18 protein-coding genes are annotated in these 21,320 nt (G+C 58.7%); 16 read left to right on the forward strand and 2 right to left on the reverse strand.

What is annotated here, in order from left to right; all coding sequences use genetic code 11:
- Window positions 1-3: 3 nt before the first annotated feature.
- The 15 genes from wbpD (at window position 4) to ACZ6WW_RS06625 (ending at window position 17,190) form a co-directional block, all read left to right on the forward strand.
- On the forward strand, window positions 4-585 hold the full coding sequence (gene wbpD, locus ACZ6WW_RS06555; protein WP_465273474.1) for a UDP-2-acetamido-3-amino-2,3-dideoxy-D-glucuronate N-acetyltransferase: 582 nt from the start codon (window positions 4-6) through the stop codon (window positions 583-585).
- On the forward strand, window positions 570-1,931 hold the full coding sequence (locus ACZ6WW_RS06560) for an oligosaccharide flippase family protein (RefSeq protein WP_465273475.1): 1,362 nt from the start codon (window positions 570-572) through the stop codon (window positions 1,929-1,931). The genes wbpD and ACZ6WW_RS06560 overlap by 16 nt, the downstream gene beginning before the upstream one ends.
- A 13-nt stretch (window positions 1,932-1,944) precedes the next feature.
- A complete protein-coding gene (locus ACZ6WW_RS06565) occupies window positions 1,945-2,526 on the forward strand; it encodes a DapH/DapD/GlmU-related protein (protein ID WP_465273476.1) in 582 nt (193 codons plus the stop codon).
- Complete coding sequence (locus ACZ6WW_RS06570; RefSeq protein WP_465273477.1) at window positions 2,513-3,667, forward strand: DegT/DnrJ/EryC1/StrS family aminotransferase; 1,155 nt, start codon at window positions 2,513-2,515, stop codon at window positions 3,665-3,667. The genes ACZ6WW_RS06565 and ACZ6WW_RS06570 overlap by 14 nt, the downstream gene beginning before the upstream one ends.
- Window positions 3,664-4,779 carry a non-hydrolyzing UDP-N-acetylglucosamine 2-epimerase gene (gene wecB, locus ACZ6WW_RS06575; RefSeq protein ID WP_465273478.1) on the forward strand — a complete coding sequence of 372 codons (1,116 nt, stop codon included), beginning with the start codon at window positions 3,664-3,666 and terminating at the stop codon, window positions 4,777-4,779. Before ACZ6WW_RS06570 ends, wecB begins: the two co-directional genes overlap by 4 nt.
- 15 nt (window positions 4,780-4,794) lie before the next feature.
- Entirely contained in the window at window positions 4,795-6,111 is a 1,317-nt protein-coding gene (locus ACZ6WW_RS06580) for a glycosyltransferase (protein ID WP_465273479.1), read from the forward strand.
- A gap of 103 nt (window positions 6,112-6,214) precedes the next feature.
- Complete coding sequence (locus ACZ6WW_RS06585) at window positions 6,215-7,516, forward strand: hypothetical protein (RefSeq protein ID WP_465273480.1); 1,302 nt, start codon at window positions 6,215-6,217, stop codon at window positions 7,514-7,516.
- Window positions 7,513-8,658, forward strand: a complete 1,146-nt coding sequence (locus ACZ6WW_RS06590; protein ID WP_465273481.1) for a glycosyltransferase family 4 protein — start codon at window positions 7,513-7,515, stop codon at window positions 8,656-8,658. The genes ACZ6WW_RS06585 and ACZ6WW_RS06590 overlap by 4 nt, the downstream gene beginning before the upstream one ends.
- A gap of 8 nt (window positions 8,659-8,666) precedes the next feature.
- Entirely contained in the window at window positions 8,667-10,637 is a 1,971-nt protein-coding gene (gene asnB, locus ACZ6WW_RS06595) for an asparagine synthase (glutamine-hydrolyzing) (protein ID WP_465273482.1), read from the forward strand.
- Between the two features lie 67 nt (window positions 10,638-10,704).
- Window positions 10,705-11,826, forward strand: a complete 1,122-nt coding sequence (locus tag ACZ6WW_RS06600; protein WP_465273483.1) for a glycosyltransferase family 4 protein — start codon at window positions 10,705-10,707, stop codon at window positions 11,824-11,826.
- Entirely contained in the window at window positions 11,823-13,052 is a 1,230-nt protein-coding gene (locus tag ACZ6WW_RS06605) for a LegC family aminotransferase (protein WP_465273484.1), read from the forward strand. The genes ACZ6WW_RS06600 and ACZ6WW_RS06605 overlap by 4 nt, the downstream gene beginning before the upstream one ends.
- Window positions 13,049-14,236, forward strand: coding sequence for a UDP-N-acetylglucosamine 4,6-dehydratase (locus tag ACZ6WW_RS06610; protein ID WP_465273485.1), 1,188 nt, complete (start codon window positions 13,049-13,051; stop codon window positions 14,234-14,236). Before ACZ6WW_RS06605 ends, ACZ6WW_RS06610 begins: the two co-directional genes overlap by 4 nt.
- Before the next feature lie 2 nt (window positions 14,237-14,238).
- A complete protein-coding gene (locus tag ACZ6WW_RS06615) occupies window positions 14,239-14,910 on the forward strand; it encodes a sugar transferase (protein WP_465273486.1) in 672 nt (223 codons plus the stop codon).
- Between the two features lie 16 nt (window positions 14,911-14,926).
- Window positions 14,927-15,529 carry a GNAT family N-acetyltransferase gene (locus ACZ6WW_RS06620; RefSeq protein ID WP_465273487.1) on the forward strand — a complete coding sequence of 201 codons (603 nt, stop codon included), beginning with the start codon at window positions 14,927-14,929 and terminating at the stop codon, window positions 15,527-15,529.
- A 221-nt stretch (window positions 15,530-15,750) separates the two neighbouring features.
- Window positions 15,751-17,190: a glycosyl hydrolase family 28-related protein gene (locus tag ACZ6WW_RS06625; protein WP_465273488.1), complete on the forward strand. Its 1,440-nt coding sequence runs from the start codon at window positions 15,751-15,753 to the stop codon at window positions 17,188-17,190.
- 15 nt (window positions 17,191-17,205) lie between these two features.
- Here the strand turns inward: ACZ6WW_RS06625 and ACZ6WW_RS06630 are convergent, their stop codons facing one another.
- Window positions 17,206-17,955 carry a YdcF family protein gene (locus tag ACZ6WW_RS06630; RefSeq protein WP_465273489.1) on the reverse strand — a complete coding sequence of 250 codons (750 nt, stop codon included), beginning with the start codon at window positions 17,953-17,955 and terminating at the stop codon, window positions 17,206-17,208.
- Window positions 17,956-18,067: 112 nt separating this feature from the next.
- Window positions 18,068-19,123: an undecaprenyl/decaprenyl-phosphate alpha-N-acetylglucosaminyl 1-phosphate transferase gene (locus tag ACZ6WW_RS06635; protein WP_465273490.1), complete on the reverse strand. Its 1,056-nt coding sequence runs from the start codon at window positions 19,121-19,123 to the stop codon at window positions 18,068-18,070.
- A 1,017-nt stretch (window positions 19,124-20,140) separates the two neighbouring features.
- Here ACZ6WW_RS06635 and ACZ6WW_RS06640 point away from each other — a divergent pair.
- Window positions 20,141-21,256 carry a polysaccharide biosynthesis/export family protein gene (locus tag ACZ6WW_RS06640; RefSeq protein ID WP_465273491.1) on the forward strand — a complete coding sequence of 372 codons (1,116 nt, stop codon included), beginning with the start codon at window positions 20,141-20,143 and terminating at the stop codon, window positions 21,254-21,256.
- Window positions 21,257-21,320 lie beyond the last annotated feature (64 nt).

Raw genomic sequence — 21,320 nt, forward strand, 5'->3', positions numbered from 1 at the left:
GTCATGAGCTTCTATCAGCATCCCAGTGCGATCGTCGATGAAGGTGCCCAGATCGGAGAGGGCTCACGCGTCTGGCATTTCGTGCATGTCTGCGCGGGCGCACGCATCGGCAAGGGCGTATCGCTTGGCCAGAATGTGTTCGTCGGTAACAAGGTCAGTATCGGCGACCACTGCAAGATTCAAAACAACGTGTCGGTCTACGACAACGTGACGTTGGAAGAGGGCGTGTTCTGCGGCCCGAGCATGGTCTTTACCAATGTCTACAACCCGCGCTCCCTGGTGGAGCGCAAGGACGAATACCGCGACACGTTGGTGAAACGAGGCGCCACGCTTGGGGCCAACTGTACGATCGTCTGCGGCGTGACCATCGGTGAATTCGCCTTCATCGGCGCCGGCGCCGTGATCAACAAAGATGTGCCGGCCTATGCGCTGATGGTAGGCGTGCCGGCACGCCAGATCGGCTGGATGAGCGAATTCGGCGAACAACTCGACCTGCCGCTGACCGGCAATGGTGAAACGCTATGTCCGACTACAGGCCTGCTGTACCAGCTGCAAGATGGGCAGTGCCGTTGCGTGAAAAGATAGCGCGTCTCCGCCAGAGTGGGTTGATCCGCTCGATCACCTTGCTGGTTGGAGGCACCGCGTTCGCGCAGGCGCTGATGGTACTGGTATTGCCGGTACTGACGCGGCTGTATTCGCCGCAGGATTTCAGCGTGCTGGCGGTCTATGCATCGCTGCTGGGTATCATCTCGGTGGCCGCCTGTCTGCGCCTGGACATCGCCATACCCATGCCAGAGGTCGATGGCGACGCCGCCAATCTGCTGGCCTTGGCGCTCGGCTTTTGTGTGTTGGTGTCGGTGGCGACAGCCTTGCCGATTCTGCTGGCGCCCGCCGCGATAGCCCGGTTGCTGCACCAGCCGGGATTGCAGCCTTATCTGTGGCTGTTGCCGATCGGCGTGTTGCTGGCGGGGACTTATAGCGCATTGCAGTATTGGGCCACGCGGAAAAAGATCTTCGGCACCATCGCCAAGACCCGGATGACGCAGGCGATCGGCGGCGCGGGCGCACAGCTCGGTATGGGCTGGCTGGGCCTGGCGCCTTCCGGTTTGCTGGTGGGGCAGGCGATCAGCAGCGGTGCCGGCGTGGTCGGCCTGGGGCGGCGCATATTGACTGCGGATCGTGCGGCGCTGAATGACGTGAGCCGCTCCAACATGCGGCGGCTGTTCCACGAGTACGATCGCTTCCCCAAGTATTCGACCTTCGAGGCATTGGCCAATACCGGCGGCATTCAATTGCCGGTGATCCTGATCGCTGCACTGGCGATCGGACCGGAAGCCGGTTTCCTGATGCTGGGTATGCGTGTGATCCAGGTGCCGATGAATCTGATCGGCAATGCCGTCTCTCAAGTCTATCTGGCGCATGCGCCGGAAGAATATCGCGCCGGTACGCTGGGCAAGTTCACCGCAGGCATTCTCGGTGGATTGATGAAGACGGGCGTTGGTCCGCTGCTGTTTGCCGCCCTGGTGGCACCGCAGGCCTTCGCGCTCATCTTTGGCGAGAAATGGCAGCGAGCCGGCGTCCTGGTCGCATGGATGACGCCGTGGTTTGTCGCGCAGCTGATGTCGTCGCCGGTATCCATGGTCATGCATGTGCGCAATCGCCAGCGCGGCATGATGATCCTGACCATCGCTGGCCTGTGCTTGCGCGTCGGAGCGATCGGCGCCGCGGCTGCCCTCCTGCCTGGCCGCCTTTCTGAAATGTATGCGGTCTCCGGCGCGGTGTTTTATCTGGCGTGCTTTTTCGTCTTTTCCCATCTGGCGGGATTGCGACTGCAGGATTATCGACTGTTGCTGAAGTCGGGCTTCAACTTCGTGGCGCTTTGGGTGCTTCTGGGCTTGCTGGCGCGTTACGCGCTGGGGAGATTCGTCTGATGGAGTCGCTTAGATGATCAAGCGTGTGCTCATGCGAACGGGTTTCCTGATCAAGCCGGTGGCGAAGCTGGTGCTGTCGCTTTTTTTCAAGCGGAAGTACCTGCAAGGTCGGCATTTCGACGCCAGCTATGGCGGCTACTTCTGGGCGGTGCGCTCGGTGTGGCAGAAAAACATTCTTCGTCTGGCACGTCCATTGCCCTGGCCCAGCGGTTTGACCTGCTATGTGTCCAATCCGGACAACCTGGTGTTCCATCCGGACGACATCAACAACTTCCAATCGCCCGGGATCTACCTGCAGAACTTCAAGGGCACCATCCATCTCGGCCGCGGGACTTATATCGCGCCGAACGTCGGCATCATCACCGCGAATCATCGTCTGGATGCATTGGACGAGCACGAAGACGGTCAGGACGTGGTGATCGGGGAGAAGTGTTGGATCGGCATGAACGCGGTGATTCTTCCCGGCGTGATCTTAGGCAACAGAACCGTGGTGGCCGCGGGCGCGGTAGTTACTCGCAGCTTTCCGCAGGGCCGATGCGTCATCGGCGGTACGCCGGCAAAAATTCTCAAAGAGATCGAATATGCAGTTCATTGATCTGAAGACGCAACAGCAGGCGATCAAGCCGGAACTCGACCGCAGGATCGCCGAGGTACTAGCGCACGGCCAGTACATCATGGGTCCGGAAGTTGCCGAGCTTGAGCAGACTCTGGCGAACTTTGTCGGGGTGAAGCACTGCGTCACGGTCGCCAGCGGCACCGAGGCGTTGCTTATTTCGTTGATGGCGTTGGGGGTGGGGCCGGGTGACGAGGTCATCACCAGCCCATTCACCTTCGCCGCCAGTGCCGAGGTCATTGCACTGCTTGGCGCCAGACCCGTATTCGTGGATGTCGAACCGCATACCGGCAATATCGATGCCCGCTTGATTGCAGAACGCATTGGCGACCGAACGCGCGCGATCATGCCGATCAGCCTGTACGGACAGTTGGCCGATATGGAAGCCATCTGCGCGGTCGCAGCCGACCACGGCCATATTCCGGTGATCGAGGACGGTGCGCAAAGCTTTGGCGCGCAGCGCAACGGCAAACGCAGCTGCGGGATGTCCACCATCGGCTGCAGCAGCTTCTTTCCCAGCAAACCGCTGGGCTGTTACGGCGACGGCGGCGCATTGTTTACCGATGACGACACGCTGGCGCAGGCAGCACGGGAGATCCGGGTCCATGGGCAGAGCAAGCGCTACGTGCATACGCGCATCGGCCTGGGCGGACGGATGGATACGCTGCAATGCGCGATCGTTCTGGCGAAGTGGCCGCGATTTTCCTGGGAGGTGGAGCAGCGGCACGCATTAGGCGCGGAATACACGCGACAACTCGCCGAGGTTGCGCATGCCGTACCGGTAAGCAGCGACGAGGTCGGTCGTCCGTTAAGCGGATTGCGTACGTTGGCGCTGGCACCCGGCAACCGTTCAGTGTACGCGCAATACACCGCATTGGTGCCTCATCGCGATGTTGTGCAAGGCGAACTGAAGAGCGCAGGCATTCCGACTGCCGTGCACTATCCGATACCGCTGAACGAGCAGCCGGCGTATCGGTCGTTCGACGTCGATGCCAGGTCGCCCGTGGCCAGCTGGTTGGCCGAACACGTTATCAGCCTGCCGATGGGCCCGGATCTGTCGCAGGACGATCAGCGCCAGGTCGTCGGGCTGCTGTCCGAAGTGCTTGCCGGAGTGAGCGTATGAAGATCGTAACCGTCGTCGGCGCCAGGCCACAGTTCATCAAGGCCGCCGTTGTCTCGCGTGCGCTTGCCGGACACCGCCAGCATGTAAAGGAAGTCCTGGTGCATACCGGTCAGCACTACGACGCCAACATGTCGGATGTGTTTTTCAATGAGCTGGATATCCCAAGGCCGGCCTACCATCTGGGTATCGGCGGTGGACCACATGGTCAGAACACCGGGCGCATGATCGAAAGCATCGAAATCGTGCTGCTATCGGAAAAGCCCGATTGGATGCTGGTCTATGGCGACACCGACAGCACGCTCGCCGGCGCACTGGCAGCGAGCAAGCTTCATATCCCGGTGGCCCATGTCGAAGCGGGATTGCGTTCGTATAACCGGCGCATGCCCGAGGAGATCAATCGGGTACTGACCGATCACCTGGCCAGCCTGTTGCTGGTTCCCAGTGAGGGCGCAAAGGACAATCTACGCAGCGAGGGCATTGTCGGTTCCAAGGTGCGTGTGGCCGGCGATGTAATGTATGACGCCGCGTTGTATTACCGGGAAAAGGCCAGGCGGCCGGCGACCGAGGCACTGGATGCGCTTGGCAACAATGGTTTTGCGTTGTGCACCATTCACCGCGCCGAGAACACCGATGATAACGGCAGGCTGCAAGGCATTCTGACGGGTCTGGCCGCGTTGCCCACGGTAGTGATCCTTCCGCTGCATCCCCGTACGCGGTCGCGCATGGCAGCGGCGGGCATCCATTTTCCCGACAATGTTCGGGTGATCGACCCGGTCGGTTATCTCGAGATGGTCTGGTTGGAAGCGAATTGCCGGATGGTACTGACCGATTCCGGCGGCGTGCAGAAAGAGGCTTATTTTCATGGCAAGCCCTGTATCACCCTGCGTGACGAGACCGAGTGGGTGGAGCTGGTCGAGATAGGCGCCAATCGCATCGTGGGCACGTCGTCCGTGGCCATCGGGCAGGCGTATGAGCAGATGCTGGCATGCGAGATTTCCGGGGCGGAGCAGCCTTACGGGAAAGGTCATGCCGCGGATCTCGTTATCGAAGCGCTTCTGGACGGCCACCCGGTAAAGAGCGGCGCCAGGACGGCAGTCAGCGTTGACGACTGATACGTCGAGGATGCCATGTTGAACAAGACCGACCCCAAGAAAATCAACCTGTTCGTGTTTGCTACGCATCACACGGCCAACAACATCGCGTCGCAGCGATTCAAGGGCCTGTTGAAGTATCTGGATTTCCAGAAGTACCGGGTCTTCATCTTTTCGCGCACGACTGGCCAGGATGCCGTTGAGACAAACATGCCGGTCGGAGGCGATGAAGCTTTCAACGACATCAACGTGATGAATTTTCGCGGGCATTGCGTCGGCTCGGAGTCGTCGGCGACCAGCTCGTTATTGTCGTTGCTGTCGGCTTTTGCGTCGCCCACGCCATTTCTGGCGGCGGCGACCAATCGTGTGCTCGGACGCAGTAGCGATACCTGGCTGATCAATGCGCTGGAAGCTGCCGATGCGTTATGCCGAGCGCGACTTGCCGAAGGCGAGGCTTGCGTCGTTATCGGTACCTATTCGCCCATCGATGCATTGGTTGCCGCCCGTTGCCTGTCGGCAAAACATCGCATCCCTTGCCTGCAGGATTTCAGGGACGGCCTGACCTTCGAGGCACTGGGGCGGCAGGGCAGGCTCAGTGCGCTGTTGCGCCAACTGGTCGAGAGCCGGGTTGTTACGGCGTCTGGCCTGGTAACCACGGTGAGCCGCGCGCTGGTGAGCGATTTCGAACGGCGTTACCCGAAGAAAAAGGTCGGGCTGATGCCCAATGGCTACGATCCGGATGACTTCTCCGTGCACGACGGCGACAGTCGCACCGTGGCCTCTCAGTTGATGGCGAAGCATGTGCCGCCAGGGAGGCGATTGATCGGTCATTTCGGTCGGATCAGCGCAAGCGACCACAGCCGCATCGGCAGCCTGGAATGCTTCGTACGTGCCATGAATGCGAGTGCGGAGGCACGCCAGCATGCGCATGCCTTGTTTGTTGGAGAGCTGACTCCCATCGAGCGCGAAATCATCGCGCGCCTGGAATGCACATACAGCACGGTCGACTCAGTGCCGCGTCCGGTTGCCTTGAATCTGATGATGCAATGCCAGCAGCTTCTGTTGATTACCGGCGACGGTGTCGGTTGCGCCACCGGAAAGCTGTTCGAGTACCTGGCCGCCGGACCGGAGGTGATCTGTTTTTCCGGCGTCGAAAACGAGGCCTCCCATATTCTTTCCGAAACCGGGGCGGGTGCGACGGTGCTGACGACTGACGAGACCAGGGCGCCGGCAATGCTGGATCGCCTGTTTGGCGTCGCGTCGGGCAGCGCCAAACAACGCGGTATCGGTGTTTACAGCAAGGTCGAACAGGTCCGCCAGTTCGATCGTTGGCTAAGCGGCATGGTTGCGTGATGCATACGCGATCGGCCAGGTTGATGCCGTCGAAGCTAGTCGCGCCTGTTGAGCCAGGTGTGGAGCGGAAGGTGGCGACCATGCCATTCGGATGGAGCCGCTTATGAGCTCCGTTCAACTCTCGACACCGGTAGCCATGCCGCAAATGCTCAGCCCATGGCAACGGATGCTGACTACGCGCACTCTGTTCATGTGCGCCGCCATGCTGCTGCTATTCCTGTCTGTGGTGATTCCCAATTCGCTGCAGCTACCGACGGCCGGCATGTTGGCGGTCTGCTTTTTATTTTCCCTGCATGGCTTCCGGGTTGCTCCGGGCCTCAAGACGATCTTTCTGTTCTATGCATGCTCGGTGATGGTCACGCTGATCTACATCGCCGTCGGCTATCTGAATGACGCGCCATGGATCGCTGCCGCACAGGTCGTGGCGATCTACATCGTCTCGCCACTCTTGTGGGTTTTCGTCTCGGCCCATCTGATCCTCACGCTCGGCACCGAACGGCTTATCCATGGGTTCGTCTGGCTGGCGATTCTGTGCTGTATCAGCGTGGCGATCTATTTCGTGCTGTATCACATCGGCGGTGCGGCGGCGGTATCGTTCTTCACCGAAGCGGCCAACGTGAACAATAGCGACGGCTACTCCGCCGCCGTGATGCATGTCTACGGTTCGCTGATCTTTCTATGTGGCGGATTCTTCAGCTCGCCCGAGCTGATCCGCAACAAGTTGCTGCGCCTGATCGTGCTGGCTGCGCTGCTCATATGCATTATCACTTCCGGACGATCGGCGCTGATCCTGTCCGTGCCCATCGGCCTGTTGCTTGGACTGATGCTTACACCGCGCACCAGCGAGTATCGGCGCCGTCGTTCGCTGCTGACGCAAGTCGTCAAATATGGGTTGCCGATGCTGTTGGCCGGCGGGCTTGCGATTTTCGCCCTAGGCGAACTGGCGAATATCCATCTGTCGGTCATTTTCAATAATTTTGCCGACAAGCTGGCGTCCGGTGGTGGCAGCGCCCGTTCGGGGCAGGCCTATGCCTTGTATCAAGGCATCCTCGATAGCGGCGGTGTCGGCGTGGGGCATGGCATCGGTGTTTCGTATATACGCAGCACCGATTACCCATGGCGCTATGAACTTGTCTGGCTGGCCACCTTGCTTCGGGTTGGCATCGTGGGTGCGCTTGTTTATGCGTCACTGTTCTTCTGGTACATCGCCCGTGTGATAAAGGCGGCCATCCTGCGTCACCTCACTCCGGGCATGAAGTTCATGTTCTGCGGATTTGTCGCGGCCTTCGTTGCGTCCAACACCAATCCGTACATCGAAGCCTTCACGTTCCAATGGATGTACGTGCTTCCGGTGGTGGGGTTCTTCATCGACCACGCAGCCATGCGCAAGAGTGCATCGACATGAGGCGGCTCAAAGTTATTCTGTTTTCCAAATACTCGCGGATGGGCGCCAGTTCGCGCCTGCGCAGCATGCAGTACCTGCCGCTGCTGGCCGAGCAAGGTATCGATATCGAAGTATGCGAGCTGTTCCCCGATGCTTATCTGCAAGCCAGATACGGTGGAAGTGCATTTTCCGCGAAGAAGCACGTATGGAAGTACTACTGGCGCCGTATGGTCCAATTGCTTCGCGCGCCGTCTGGCAGCGTGTTGTGGATCGAGGCCGAGCTATTTCCCTATCTGCCTTACTGGCTGGAATCCATGCTTCGCCGATCCGCCGCGCCGTTCGTGGCCGAATACGACGATGCCTTGTTCCACAACTACGATCTGTCATCGAGTTCGCTCGTAAGGCGCATTCTTGGCAAGAAAATCGATCGGGTCATGCGGCACGCATCATGCGTCATCGCGGGTAACGGCTATCTTGCCGCGCGTGCGAATCAGGCTGGGGCCAAACGGGTCGAACGTATTCCTACTGTCGTGGATCACCGGCGCTATACGAAGGTGACCCACGGCGAACGGGAACAAACAGTGATCGGCTGGGTCGGTTCGCCGGCCACCCAGAAATACCTGCTCGATATTCGGGATGCCCTGGCCCAGGTCTGCGCGAAGCACAACGCGCGCCTGCTGCTGGTCGGTGCCAACGCGCAGATGGTCGACGCACTGGCCGGCATTCCGGTGGAGCGGGTGGAATGGTCCGAAGACACCGAGGCGGCGACGATCGCGCGCATGGACATCGGCATCATGCCGCTGGTCGATGGCCCCTGGGAGCGCGGCAAGTGCGGCTACAAGCTGATCCAGTACATGGCCAGTGGTTTGCCGGTAGTGGCCTCGCCGGTAGGTGTGAACGTGGACATCGTGCGGCAGGGCGAAAACGGCTATCTCGCGGCCGACGATGCTGCCTGGGCGGATGCGCTGCAGCGGCTTGTAAGCGACGCATCCTTGCGGCAACGCATGGGCAGCGCAGGCCGCGAGCAGGTCGAGCGCGAGTACAGCCTTGCGGCCCAAGCGCCGCGCCTGGCTGCCGTGCTGCGTAGCCTGTTGCAATCCGATAGCGCGCCGACCGGCACGGCATCACCCAGGGTAGAGCAGTTCGATATGGAGCGACGCTGATGTGCGGCATGACCGGTTTTTGGCGGCCGCGCGGCGGCGTCACGCAGGAAGCGATGAGGCGGCAGGTCGAGCTCATGTGCGAACGCCTGGTGCATCGTGGTCCGGACGACGATGGATCGTGGTGCGATGAAGCTCGAGGTATCGCGTTGGCTCAACGTCGTCTGGCTATCCAGGATCTTTCGCCAGCCGGACATCAACCCATGCACTCCGTGGGGGATGCAGGTGGCGGGCGCTACGTGATGGTGTTCAACGGCGAGATATATAACCACCTCGATCTGCGCGAGCGCCTGGCGACGGAAGGCCATGCGCCACCCTGGCGTGGGCATTCCGACACCGAGACGATGATGGCCTGCTTCGTCGCGTGGGGTATCGAACGCACCTTGCAGGCCACGGTCGGCATGTTTGCGATCGCCTTGTGGGACCGTCAGGACAAGGCGCTGACATTGGCTCGCGACCGGCTCGGCGAGAAGCCGCTGTACTACGGTTGGCAGGGCGACACCTTGTTGTTCGGCTCTGAACTCAAGGCGTTGCGCGCGCACGAGACATTTCGAAGCGATATTGACCGAGATGCATTGGCCCTGTTGCTTCGACACAACTGCATCCCGGCGCCGTACAGCATCTATCGGAATATCCGCAAGCTTCAGCCCGGACATTGGCTGCGTATACCGCTAGCCGACGACATGTCGATCGGCGATGTCGATGCGGTGCCTTATTGGCGCTTTAACGACGCGGTGCAGGCGGGCCTGGCCGATCCTTTTATCGGGTCGGAAACCGAGGCTGTCGACACGCTCGAGGCGCAACTGACCCGCAGCATTCAGGCGCAGATGTTGTCCGATGTGCCGCTCGGTGCCTTTCTCAGCGGCGGCATCGACAGCAGCACCGTGGTCGCATTGATGCAGGCGCATAGCAGCCGGCCGGTGAAGACATTCACCATTGGCCTGGACGAGAGCGGCTACGACGAGGCCGTGCACGCCAAGGCGGTCGCCCGCCATCTGGGGACCGAACATACCGAGCTGTACATCCGTCCCGAGGATGCGCTGGCCGTCATTCCGCGTTTGCCATCGATGTACTGCGAGCCATTCAGCGACAGCTCGCAGATTCCCACCTTCCTGGTCAGCCAGCTCGCGCGACAGCATGTCACCGTGGCACTAAGCGGTGATGCCGGTGACGAGCTGTTCGGTGGTTATAACCGGTACCTCTCGGCGCGCAAAGTGTGGGGCCGTATGCAGCAGATGCCACTGTTGGCGCGCCGGGCGGCTGCCAGTGGCTTGCGTGCACTGTCGCCGGCAGCCTGGGACAAATTATTCGAAAGCACGAAGTTCCTGTTGCCCAAGCGCATGCATCTGGCCACGCCGGGCGACAAGGCGCAGAAGCTGGCCGCCGTGCTGACGCTGTCGGGTGGCCAGGCGTTCTATCGTCAGCTGACCAGTCATTGGAGCGATCCCGGTAGCGTCGTCATCGGCGCGAAGGAGCCGCCGACGTTGCTGACGGATCTGCGCGCATGGCCACAGACAGATGGTCTCGAGCACTGGATGATGGCGATGGACGCGCAGACATACATGACCGACGACATTCTGGTGAAAGTCGATCGCGCCGCGATGGCGAATAGCCTGGAAACACGCGTCCCCTTGCTGGATCACCGGGTGGTCGAACTGGCCTGGCGCATGCCGCTCGGTTTGAAGATTCGCGATGGGCAAGGCAAATGGCTATTGCGCCAGGTGCTGTACCGGCATGTGCCGAAGGAATTGATCGAGCGGCCGAAGATGGGCTTCGGCATCCCATTGGATAGTTGGCTGCGTGGGCCGCTGCGCGATTGGGCGGAAAACCTGCTTGGCGAAGATCGCTTGCGGCGCGAAGGGTATCTGCAGCCAGCGCCGATCCGTCGATTGTGGGACGAGCACTTAAGCGGCAAGCGCAATTGGCAGCATCACTTGTGGACCATCCTGATGTTCCAGGCATGGCTGGGCGAACAGACGTAACACGATTCAGATTGCGGCATGCCGTTGGGGGACGGCGTACAACCTAGAGCTTTAGCGAGTTGTTTGAATGACCTTCCTCCTCATTGCCAGCTTCCCTGATTCGATCCTGCATTTTCGTGGGCCGCTGCTGGATGCATTGCTTGCGCGCGGGCTGAGCGTGCATGTGGCAGCGCCGGGATTGGATGCGGGAAGCCAGTGGTATGAGCCACTGCGGACACGCGGTATCACGGTGCACGACATCCCGTTGCGCCGCACCGGCATGAACCCCTTGGCGGATCTGCGCACGCTGATCGATCTATGGCGTCTGATGCGCAAGATTCATCCCGACTATGTGCTGGCCTATACCATCAAACCGGTGATCTATGGCTCGCTCGCAGCGACGTTTGCCGGGGTGCCGCGGCGTTATGCGCTGATCACGGGGTTGGGCTACGCGTTCCAGGGCGATGGTGGCCAGAGTCGTGGCCTGTGGCGAGTATTGGCCAGAAGCCTGTATCGGCTTGCCCTTCGTCGCGTAAATAAGGCGCTGTTCCAGAATCCGGACGACGAGGCGCTATTTCGCACGCTGGACATCTTGCCCGCGACGACTTCGTCTTTTGTCGTCAACGGCTCGGGCGTAGATGTGGCGGCGTATGCCGTGGCGCCGTTGCCGGCGTCGCCACGTTTCCTGCTCATCGCGCGCCTGCTGGGTGACAAGGGCGTACGAGAATATGCCGAAGCGGCTCGGCACATTCGCAGCAAGTATCCGCACATTGCCTTCACCTTGGTCGGCTGGATCGACGAGAACCCGGATGCCATCGCACAACACGAACTGGATGGCTGGTTGGCCGATGGCGTGGTCGAGTACGCCGGTCGTCTGAGCGATGTGCGACCGGCGATTGCCGCCAGTAGCGTCTACGTGCTCCCGTCCTATCGCGAAGGTACGCCACGCACGGTGCTGGAAGCCATGGCCATGGGGCGCGCTGTCATCACCACGGATGCGCCCGGTTGTCGCGAAACGGTCGTCGATGGCGACAACGGCTTTCTGGTGCCGGTGAAGTCGGTGAGTGGGTTAGTTGCAGCGATGCAACAGTTCATCGATGACCCCGCGCTGGCTGGACGCATGGGCGGGCGCTCACGCGCGATCGCCGAAACCAAGTACGACGTGCACAAGGTCAATCAATCCATGCTCGAACAAATGGGAGTCGCATGAATATCTCGACGCCAAAAAGCACCGCGCCAGCAGCATTGTCGGCGAACGCGCGTTTCGATGCTGTCATCGATATGGTTCGAAGCATCTATGGCGAAGGTCCGGTCGCGCTGCATCGTCCCGTGTTCGAGGGTAACGAGAAACGTTACCTGATCGATTGCATCGATTCGAACTTCGTATCCTCGGTGGGCGCCAAGGTAGTGGAGTTCGAGCAGCAGCTCGCCGCGTTCACCGGGGCTAGGTATGCAGTGGCGACAGTCAACGGTACGGCGGCATTGCACGTGGCGTTGCAGCTGGCCGGTGTAGAGCGCGATTGCGAGGTGATCAGCCAGGCCTTGACCTTTATTGCCACCTGCAATGCGATTGCCTACTGTGGCGCGCACCCGGTATTCGTGGACGTGGAGCGCGAGACCCTGGGGATGAGCCCTGACGCCCTGCGGGCATTCCTGTCGACGCACGTGGAACGCAGGGGAGGGCAGGCGTTCAATCGGGGAACCGGCAGGCGCATCGCTGCCTGTCTGCCTATGCATAGCTTCGGTCATCCTTGTCGGATCGAAGAGATCGTTGCGTTATGCGACGAGTACGGCATTCCGGTGGTCGAGGATGCCGCCGAGTCGTTGGGCAGCTATCGCGGCGGTCGTCATACCGGCAGATTCGGCAAGCTTGCCACGCTCAGTTTCAACGGTAACAAGGTGATCACCACCGGCGCCGGCGGCATGATCCTGACCGATGACGATGCGCTCGCGACACGGGCAAAGCACATCACCACGACAGCCAAGATTCCGCACCCTTACGAATTCGTTCACGACGAGACCGGTTACAACTATCGGTTACCGAATCTCAATGCGGCACTTGGCTGCGCGCAGATGGAACGGCTACCCGAGTTCCTTCGTATCAAGGAAGAGATCGCTACTCGTTACGCTGCATTCTTCGATGCGAACGGCATGCGTTTCATGAAACCGCCAGCCGGAGCTGTGTCCAATCATTGGCTCAATGTATTGCTGCTCGACTCGCTTGCCGAGCGCGATGCCTTTCTCGAGTACAGCAATAGCCGCGGTGTGATGACCCGCCCGATCTGGCGATTGATGACGCGCCTGGACATGTACCAGCACTGCCAGCACGACGGGTTGGAAAACTCCCGCTGGCTGGAAGATCGCGTGGTCAATATTCCATCCAGCGTTCCGGACCATGCCTTACAGAACTTGACCTTGCAGGTACCCAAGCCATGAACGTGCTGCAAATGATTGGCCGCGACCGGCCGCTATTCGACGTGGACGTGCAACGTGAAGAACAGGAGCTCTCGGCGAAAGTTGCTTCGAGCCGCTTTCTGGTGATCGGTGGCGCCGGTTCGATCGGCCAGGCGGTGACCCGCGAGATTTTCAAGCGGCGGCCGAAGGCACTGCACGTGGTCGATATCAGTGAAAACAACATGGTTGAGCTGGTGCGCGATATTCGCAGCACGCTTGGTTATATCGACGGTGACTTTCGTACCTTCGCGATCGACTGCGGTGGCCGCGAGTATGAGGCGCTGATGCAAGCTGAGCGAAGCTATGACTATGTGCTCAACCTGTCTGCACTCAAGCATGTACGCAGCGAGAAAGACCCGTTCACTTTGATGCGTCTTATCGAAGTCAATGTACTGAACACGATCAAGACCATCGAGCTGGCACGCGCGCATGGAGCGAAGAAATACTTCTGTGTTTCCACCGATAAGGCCGCCAATCCGGTCAACATGATGGGTGCGAGCAAGCGCATCATGGAAATGTTCCTGATGCAGGCCAGCGCCAAGCTGCCGATATCTACCGCGCGCTTTGCCAATGTCGCGTTTTCAGACGGCTCGCTACTACACGGATTCAACCAGCGCTTCACCAAGCGTCAGCCCATTTCGGCGCCGAACGACGTGCGGCGTTATTTCGTCACACCACAGGAGTCGGGCGAGCTTTGCCTGATGTCCTGCCTGCTGGGCGACAACCGCGACATTTTCTTTCCGAAGTTGAGCGAAAGCCTGGACCTGACCCGATTCTCCGATATCGCAGTGCGCTATCTGGAAAGTCTTGGCTATGAAGCGTATCCGTGCGCCAGCGAGGATGAGGCGCGCGATCGTGCTACGGAACTGATCGGTCAGCGCAAGTGGCCATGCTATTTCTTCGCAAGCGATACCACCGGCGAGAAGGATTTCGAAGAGTTCTTCACCGATGCCGAGACATTGAATATGCAGCGCTTCGAAAGCATCGGCATCATCAAGAATGCGCCCGACCACGACGCCGGTCGGCTCAGCCATTTTCTCGAAGCCATTCGTTCCATTCGCAGCGGATCGGCCTGGCAGAAGGGTGAGATCGTCGACCTGTTCAATCACATGATTCCGGATTTCGCGCACAAGGAAACCGGCAAATACCTCGATGGCAGGATGTAATCATGCAACGTCTATTCGATGTGTTTTTCTCTGGGCTGGCGCTACTGATATTGTCGCCTCTGCTGATTCCGTTGATGGTTCTGTTGCGCCTTACCGGCGAGGGCGAGATTTTCTTTGTACAGCAAAGGGTGGGTTTGAACGGCCAGCCGTTTGGCTTGCTCAAGCTCGCTACCATGCTGAAGAACAGCCCGAATATCGGCACTGGCACGGTGACGGTGAAGGGTGATCCACGCGTATTGCCGGTCGGAAAGTTCTTGCGCAAGACCAAGCTCAACGAGCTGCCGCAGCTGATCAATATTCTCAAAGGCGATATGAGCCTTATCGGGCCGCGACCGCAGACACAGCGTTGCTTTGATGCCTTCTCGAAAGTGGTGCAGGCGCAGATCGTGAAGGTGCGGCCTGGCTTGTCCGGGATCGGGTCGATCGTGTTCCGTGATGAGGAAAACCTGTTGCATGGGCATGAGCAGCAAGAGCGCTATTACGACGTGGTCATCGCGCCGTATAAGGGAGCTCTTGAGGAATGGTATGTCGCTAACCAGGGTTTGCGCACCTATTTCCTACTGATCGTGCTTACCGTCTGGGTCGTGTTGCTGCCGAAGTCGTCGGTAGTGTGGAGGGTTTTCGAAAACCTGCCATCGCCACCGCTCGAGCTGGCCGAGGCGTTCGGGATCTGATGCGGTCTGGTATGCCATGAGTAAGCGCGAATGCTATCGCCAGGTGGCGCAGCTACATATCGCCAATATTGACCAGGGCTTCCTTTCGAGGCTTGGTGTTGGCTTCGTGTCACTGCTTTATCAGGTGATCGATGAAGGTGCCGACAGTGTGCTGCTGACGGTGGAACGTGACGGCAGGGTGGTCGGTTTCGTAGCGGGTGGTATGGGTATGGGGTCGATCTATCGCCGCATGTTCTACCACACGCCGCGCTTGGCGTTGGCGTTGCTGCCTTCGCTGTTTTTCCCTCGGCGGATCTGGCGCATGCTCGAAATCCTGCGTTATAGCCGGGACAACGACCAATCGTCATCGTGGCCGCGAGCGGAGCTATTAAGTATTGCTCTCGATCCTGCGTGCCGGGGCCAGCATCTGGCTGAGACGCTCTATCAACGATTGACGGAATTCTTCGAAAGCCGCGGCAACACGGAATTCAAGATCGTCGTGGGCGCAGCGCTAGCGCCGGCGCACAGGTTTTATCTGCGGATGGGGGCGGAGCCGGTTGCGCAGACCGAGGTGCATCAAGGCGAACATTCGACGATCTACCGTCAACGCGTGTTGCAGTCGGTGACGTCATGCGAATGAAAGGTTCCTCAAGAAACTCTCCCTATCTATGCAGGAGCGACTTCAGTTGCGACAAGGCCTTGCCTCAACGTAAGGCTGAAGTTCGCCTCGAAAACCACCCGGTCGTCATCCCGGCGCAGGCCGGGATGACGGTAGGAGAGGCTGAGGTCTTAGAGGTGGTTCCTGCAAAACCTTGTCTCAATGTTTGAGATCTCTCGCAGAACCGAGAGGAGTAACCCGAAATGCAGAAAGAAGTGAGCGTGCTGGATTTCCTGCCGAAGACCGAGCATGCGGCGATCAGTGCCGGCACCAGCAAATACGACTGCACCAACGGTATCCAGGCGGCAATCAATGCGGCGAGCAAGGTATTCGTTCCGCCCGGCGTCTATCTCAGCAAGCAACTGAACCTGAAGTCGGACTTGGAATTCTATGGCGCAGGCCCGTCAAGCGAGATCAGAGTCTACGACGCTACGTTGGCCTGCCAGTATTTGCTTGCTACCCATGTCGGTAGCGGTGGGACCAGCAATGTTGCAGACAATATGCGCAATGTCTCGCTCCATCATCTCAAGCTCAATGGGCGCGTGGTCGAATTCGGTTATCAACCGTTCTACTATCTGCTTGCGGTGAATGCCACGTCGGACATGACGGTTCAGAATGTATCGTTCTATGGTTTTCGCGGCGATGGCATGTATGTCGGTTCGGGCACGCTGCATCAGACCCAGCGCTACAACCAGCGCGTCAATGTGCATGATTGCCTGTTCGACGGTGCGGTAAAGAACAATCGCAATGGCCTGTCCGTGATCGACTGCGATGGGCTGACGGTAGCCAACTGCATCTTCCAGAATATCGGCAACGCCAAGCTTTCCGCTTCGGTTGGTGGCATCGATTTCGAGCCGGACCACGATTGGAGTGTCTATCGCAATATTGCGATTCGAAACTGCACGTTCCGTAATATCGATTCGGTGAACACCGCGGGCGTTACGTTTCACAATATCTATCAGACAAGCCACAACATGCACGACTGGCTGGTCAGCGACTGTCAGTTCGATCGTTGCTACTGGGGCATCGCCTGTGCCTCCAAACCGAAGACTACGGCCGATCCGGTCGACAATCTCTCCGTCCTGAACTGCCATTTCTTGAATATCGTCCGTACCGGCGTGGCCATCAATGGTCTCAACGGTACCCAGATCAGCGGCTGCGTGTTCGAGCAATCTCCACCCGGATCAGGGGCGGGGGGCGATGCGATCCGAGTTGGTAGTACGGCGTCAGCTACTAGCGCCAATGCGATCAACGCGGTGATTACCGGCAATACCTTCAGCGGCATTCGTCCGCAACTCGGCGTCATTGGTGTCCTTGGTGTGCATGGCCTGGTGTGCGCTGGGAATATCTTCAAGGATATCTATGGCACCTGTATCGGCTTTTCCGTGGAAGAGGCCGCTGACACCACAGGGCACATCGGCGTCGTAGTCATTTCGGGCAACACTGTTACGCATACTGCGCACCTCTCGGGACGTCCGGCCGCCAATACCATTTTTCTGGGCGCGGGCCAGGGCATGCGCGTAGGTAGCGGCAATTTGCAGCTGGACTCGAGCAGCTTCGAGTACGACAACAAGCTCGATGTCGGTATTCGCCGTGCGGCGAACGGCACGTCGATTCAGTTCAACGGCCGCGTTGGACAGTGAGCCGGTACGAAGCTCTCAGGCTCTGCCGCTCAGAACGTAAACAGCCAGGCCGATATATTCGTGCAGGATATGGTGGTTGAGCCAGAGCACGGCGCGTTGCGGCCACCATTTATCGTTTGCGAGGAGCGGTTTGGCGGCGGGGCTGGTCCGCGCTGATGCGGGTATCACCTCGAGGCCTTGCTTTCTGAAACTCGCTATCGCTCTTGGCATGTGCATCGGCGAGGTCACCAGCAAAATTCGCCGCAGTTTCTCATCGGCCAGCATATGCGAGGAATACAGGGCATTTTCGTAGGTATTGCTGCTACGACTTTCGATGCGCAGTGCGGACGATGGAACACCCTGTTGCTCGAGCATCACGGCCATCCGCTGCGCGCCGCCCGACCCGCCAGAGAGCAGGATGATCGGAGCCTTGCCTGCCTTGTAGAGCAAATAGCCAAAGCCGACACGAGTTGTTGCCATCGGGCCTTCTTCGTCGTCCCAATCCTGCTGCTCGCTGAGCGGACTGTCTCCGCCGATGATAACGATTGCGTCTGCTTTGAGATAAGTCGCTGCGTCGCGTGGAGGGTACTGATGCTCCAGGCTGCCAGTCAGCCATATTGTGAAAACTGGCGTAGCGCAAGCAACAAGCCATAAAAGTCCCGCAGCCAAAAAGGCGAGACCTGTCTTATGCCATCGCTTTATCCAGAGCAGCAGACCAATGATAGCGAGTAATAGTGTCTGCGAGGTGGGATAGCACAGATCATAAAAATACGAAGATGTATCCATGCTACGGTGCTTTCGCTTGTCGCTCTGGCATATTCACAGAGCCATATTTAATATGAATATTAATTATATAGACTGCGCAGAAACACGTATTTCTATATATGAAACGTGAATTTCAGTTGGCCCTGCGTACGGCGGCTAGCGAAGCGCGATCCGTTTGCATATTCCAGATACGAGCCATGGTGATGGTATAGACCACCGTCATGCCACCAAACACAATGAAATTGGCGCCCGGACCCAGGCGATGCATGAGATGGCCAAGAAGAATAAGGCCGCCCGATAGGATTAACAAAGCCACCAAGGTGCTACGCGGTCCAAGGCCGGCACGCATCAGAATATGATGAATATGGCCGCGATCCGGCTTGAATGGGGACTTACCCTCGCGCATACGTCGATACATGACCGCGAAGGTATCGAAGACGGGCAGTGCTACGCACCACAGCACATCGCTGGATGACAGGGTTGGCTGCGAGCCTTGGCTCAGCTCGATCAAGGTCCAGGCCAGGAGATAGCCCAGCACCATGCTGCCAGCATCGCCCATGAAGATTTTGCGCCCAAACATGCCGAGATTGGCCAGCATGAACGGCAATATGGCGACAGCCAGCAAGGTCACGATCGTCACGACGCCCTGCGGCTTGGCGTGGTCGCCGACCTGGCTGTTGAACAGGAGGATGCTGCCGATACTCATCAGGCCGAGCCCGCCCGCCAGACCATCGATGCCATCCATCATGTTGAACGCGTTCAGCAGGCCAATCACCGCAATCACGGTCAGCGGGATACCCAGCCAGCCCAGTTCCAGTTCGATGCCAAGGACATGCCCCAGTCTGTGCACATAGATGCCGGTGGTGGCGATCATGGTAAGTATCGCCGCCGCCTGTACGACCAGACGCGAGCGTACGCTCAGGTCGTTCCGATCATCCAGCGCACCCAGGAACACCATGACGGCCGCTGTGCCGAGCAACATCCAGGAGAAGTGCCCGAAATGCCCATAGCAGATGGCGCCAACTGACAGGCCGAGGAAGATCGAAAGGCCGCCGATCAACGGAACGCTTCCGATGTGCTGCTTGCGACCACTGGGGCGGTCGATCAAGCCCAACTGCTCGGCAAATTTACGAAGTGCCGCTATCGCGAGGACCGTGATGAACAAGGTCACGGTGCAGATAGGGATCATGCTTGCATCTAACATTGGGTAGACCAGATTGCTTAGTTACCCCCTGATTTGGCAACAAGCGAGTCATAAATTTCTGGTTTACGAAATGAAATTATGAAGGTGACATGACATCACATGCATGTTGTGTATATCTGGCGAGGCGGTATACGCCTTCAATTTTTCTAGTGTGCCGAACGATACTACAAGTGTCTGCTGATAAAGTCACACTATGGGCATCGCTTCGATATCGAGTGATGAAATGCTCGCGCAACTGCTCAACGATGAGCCTGTTTTCACATGTTTGGCGAAGCCAAATTTCGCATCACTGATGAACTTTGTCGTTTGCGAAAATTCAATGAACAAGCAATGAAGATTCCGTCTATGCTGAACAAGAAACGATGATGGTTACTGTTGAATTTAAGAATCTTAATGACGGTTCAGTTGCGTGATGATCTGGCGCACATAAACACGCATCTATTCGATCAGAGTGTGTGCATCGCAGTCTTGGTCTGCTAGGCTGCAGTGGATTCGATTTTCCTGAATGCAGATATCGAGGAAAGACCATGAAGATTCTTGTGATAGGAGCTTTCTCGCTAGCTTTGGTTGGGCAGGCATTCGCACAGGCTGTCGCACCAAGTCCTTCACAGGCACCAGCCGGTCAAGCTCCGGCATCGCCAGCGAATCAAGCACCGGTGCAACCAGCACTGGCCACGCCGGCTCAAGCGAGTGCCGCAGCGCACGGTAGTTTGAGGAAGCCGGCAGTCGGGCCCGGTGCGGCGGCAGCAGCTGTTGCGGCAGGTACCGCAGGTACGGGAACCGGCACAGGTACGGGAACCGGTACCGGAACTAGCGGAACCACAGGCACGCACTAGTTGAAGTTTTTTTTGCGTAGACCCTGTCGTCTGAAGGGTCTTTGCGCATGGCCGGCAGTCGTGCGCGGCTTGGATACAACAATCGATCACCATTGGTAGGGGCCTGGGTGGAAGATCACGTCGCTGCTGCGGCAGCGACTGTGTTGGTTAAGTAAAGGTTCCTCACGTGAAGAAAAATCTGCGGGCTTTGGCCGTCGCAATCGCCGCATTGGCCCTGCATGCCTGCGTTCTGGCGCCCGGCCAGCACATGAGTACGGTCGGGCTTACGCGTCAGGGCTCGGTGGAAGCGGCTCGCTATCAGTTGGTTCCTATCACGCCCAAGCTGCTTGCCATGGACAAGGCAACGGCGGTATCCGCTGCGATTCCGCCAGAGCTGCTTGCGTTTCAGCCTGGGAGCTATCGCATCGGTGCGGGCGATTCGCTCTACATCACGGTGTGGGAGCATCCGGAACTGACCTCGCCGGCTGGGCCGCAACAGCAGCCAAGTGCGAATGGTCGTCTCGTGCGCACCGATGGCACCTTGTTCTATCCCTATGTGGGCTTGCTCAAAGCAGAGGGCATGACCATCGAGGAGCTGCGCGCTGCGATCACCGAGAAGTTGGCCAAGTATGTAGAAAAGCCGCAGGTCGATCTCAGTGTGATCAGTTATGGCAGTCAGCGCATCACGCTGCGTGGCGCATTCATGAAGACCGAGCCGCAGCCGATAACGGTAACGCCCTTGTCGTTGTCGCAGGCCATCGGTCTGGCACAGATCAACACGGATCAGGCCGACCTTTCTGGGCTGGTGTTGACGCGCGACGGTCACGAGTATCACCTGGATATGGACACACTCAGCCGCGAGCCGCATGGGCTCGACAATGTCTGGCTCAAGGCTGGCGATCAGATTTTCCTGCCTTATAACGATCGCAAAGAAGTGTACGTCGTGGGTGAGGTCGTCCGTCCGATGGCGATTCCTTTCAAGACCGCCGATCTGACATTGAGCCAGGCCCTTGGCCGTGCAGGCGGTCTCAACGAAGTCACATCCAAGGGCAACGCGGTCTACGTGATCCGCGGTGTCGAGGATATGGAAAAATCGCCGGCCATGATCTACCAGCTGCGCGCCGAATCGCCGACGGCATTTGCCTTGGCATCACAATTTTCGGTGCGCCCCGGTGACGTTGTGTTCGTGGGCCCGGCTGACATCACGCGTTGGAATCGCTTCCTGCAGCAGCTGCTACCGTTGTCGGGAGTGATCAGTAACTTGTCCACCGCCAAGACCAATTTCCTGGATACCACTAATTGATGCGTGCTGTGGGTGGGTTGTGAACAGACCTTCGCCATCCCTGTGCATTCGACTGAGCCTGCTC

The organism is Dyella sp. NPDC103356, assembly GCF_055584465.1.

Coding starts and splice junctions, on each gene's coding strand:
- ACZ6WW_RS06610 (WP_465273485.1), top strand. CDS start 13,049: ATGAACGTGCTGCAAATGATTGGCCGCGACCGGCCGCTATTCGACGTG.
- ACZ6WW_RS06625 (WP_465273488.1), top strand. CDS start 15,751: ATGCAGAAAGAAGTGAGCGTGCTGGATTTCCTGCCGAAGACCGAGCAT.
- asnB (WP_465273482.1), top strand. CDS start 8,667: ATGACCGGTTTTTGGCGGCCGCGCGGCGGCGTCACGCAGGAAGCGATG.
- wecB (WP_465273478.1), top strand. CDS start 3,664: ATGAAGATCGTAACCGTCGTCGGCGCCAGGCCACAGTTCATCAAGGCC.
- ACZ6WW_RS06620 (WP_465273487.1), top strand. CDS start 14,927: ATGAGTAAGCGCGAATGCTATCGCCAGGTGGCGCAGCTACATATCGCC.
- ACZ6WW_RS06570 (WP_465273477.1), top strand. CDS start 2,513: ATGCAGTTCATTGATCTGAAGACGCAACAGCAGGCGATCAAGCCGGAA.
- ACZ6WW_RS06635 (WP_465273490.1), bottom strand. CDS start 19,123: ATGATCCCTATCTGCACCGTGACCTTGTTCATCACGGTCCTCGCGATA.
- ACZ6WW_RS06600 (WP_465273483.1), top strand. CDS start 10,705: ATGACCTTCCTCCTCATTGCCAGCTTCCCTGATTCGATCCTGCATTTT.
- wbpD (WP_465273474.1), top strand. CDS start 4: ATGAGCTTCTATCAGCATCCCAGTGCGATCGTCGATGAAGGTGCCCAG.
- ACZ6WW_RS06630 (WP_465273489.1), bottom strand. CDS start 17,955: ATGGATACATCTTCGTATTTTTATGATCTGTGCTATCCCACCTCGCAG.
- ACZ6WW_RS06615 (WP_465273486.1), top strand. CDS start 14,239: ATGCAACGTCTATTCGATGTGTTTTTCTCTGGGCTGGCGCTACTGATA.
- ACZ6WW_RS06605 (WP_465273484.1), top strand. CDS start 11,823: ATGAATATCTCGACGCCAAAAAGCACCGCGCCAGCAGCATTGTCGGCG.
- ACZ6WW_RS06580 (WP_465273479.1), top strand. CDS start 4,795: ATGTTGAACAAGACCGACCCCAAGAAAATCAACCTGTTCGTGTTTGCT.
- ACZ6WW_RS06585 (WP_465273480.1), top strand. CDS start 6,215: ATGAGCTCCGTTCAACTCTCGACACCGGTAGCCATGCCGCAAATGCTC.
- ACZ6WW_RS06565 (WP_465273476.1), top strand. CDS start 1,945: ATGATCAAGCGTGTGCTCATGCGAACGGGTTTCCTGATCAAGCCGGTG.
- ACZ6WW_RS06590 (WP_465273481.1), top strand. CDS start 7,513: ATGAGGCGGCTCAAAGTTATTCTGTTTTCCAAATACTCGCGGATGGGC.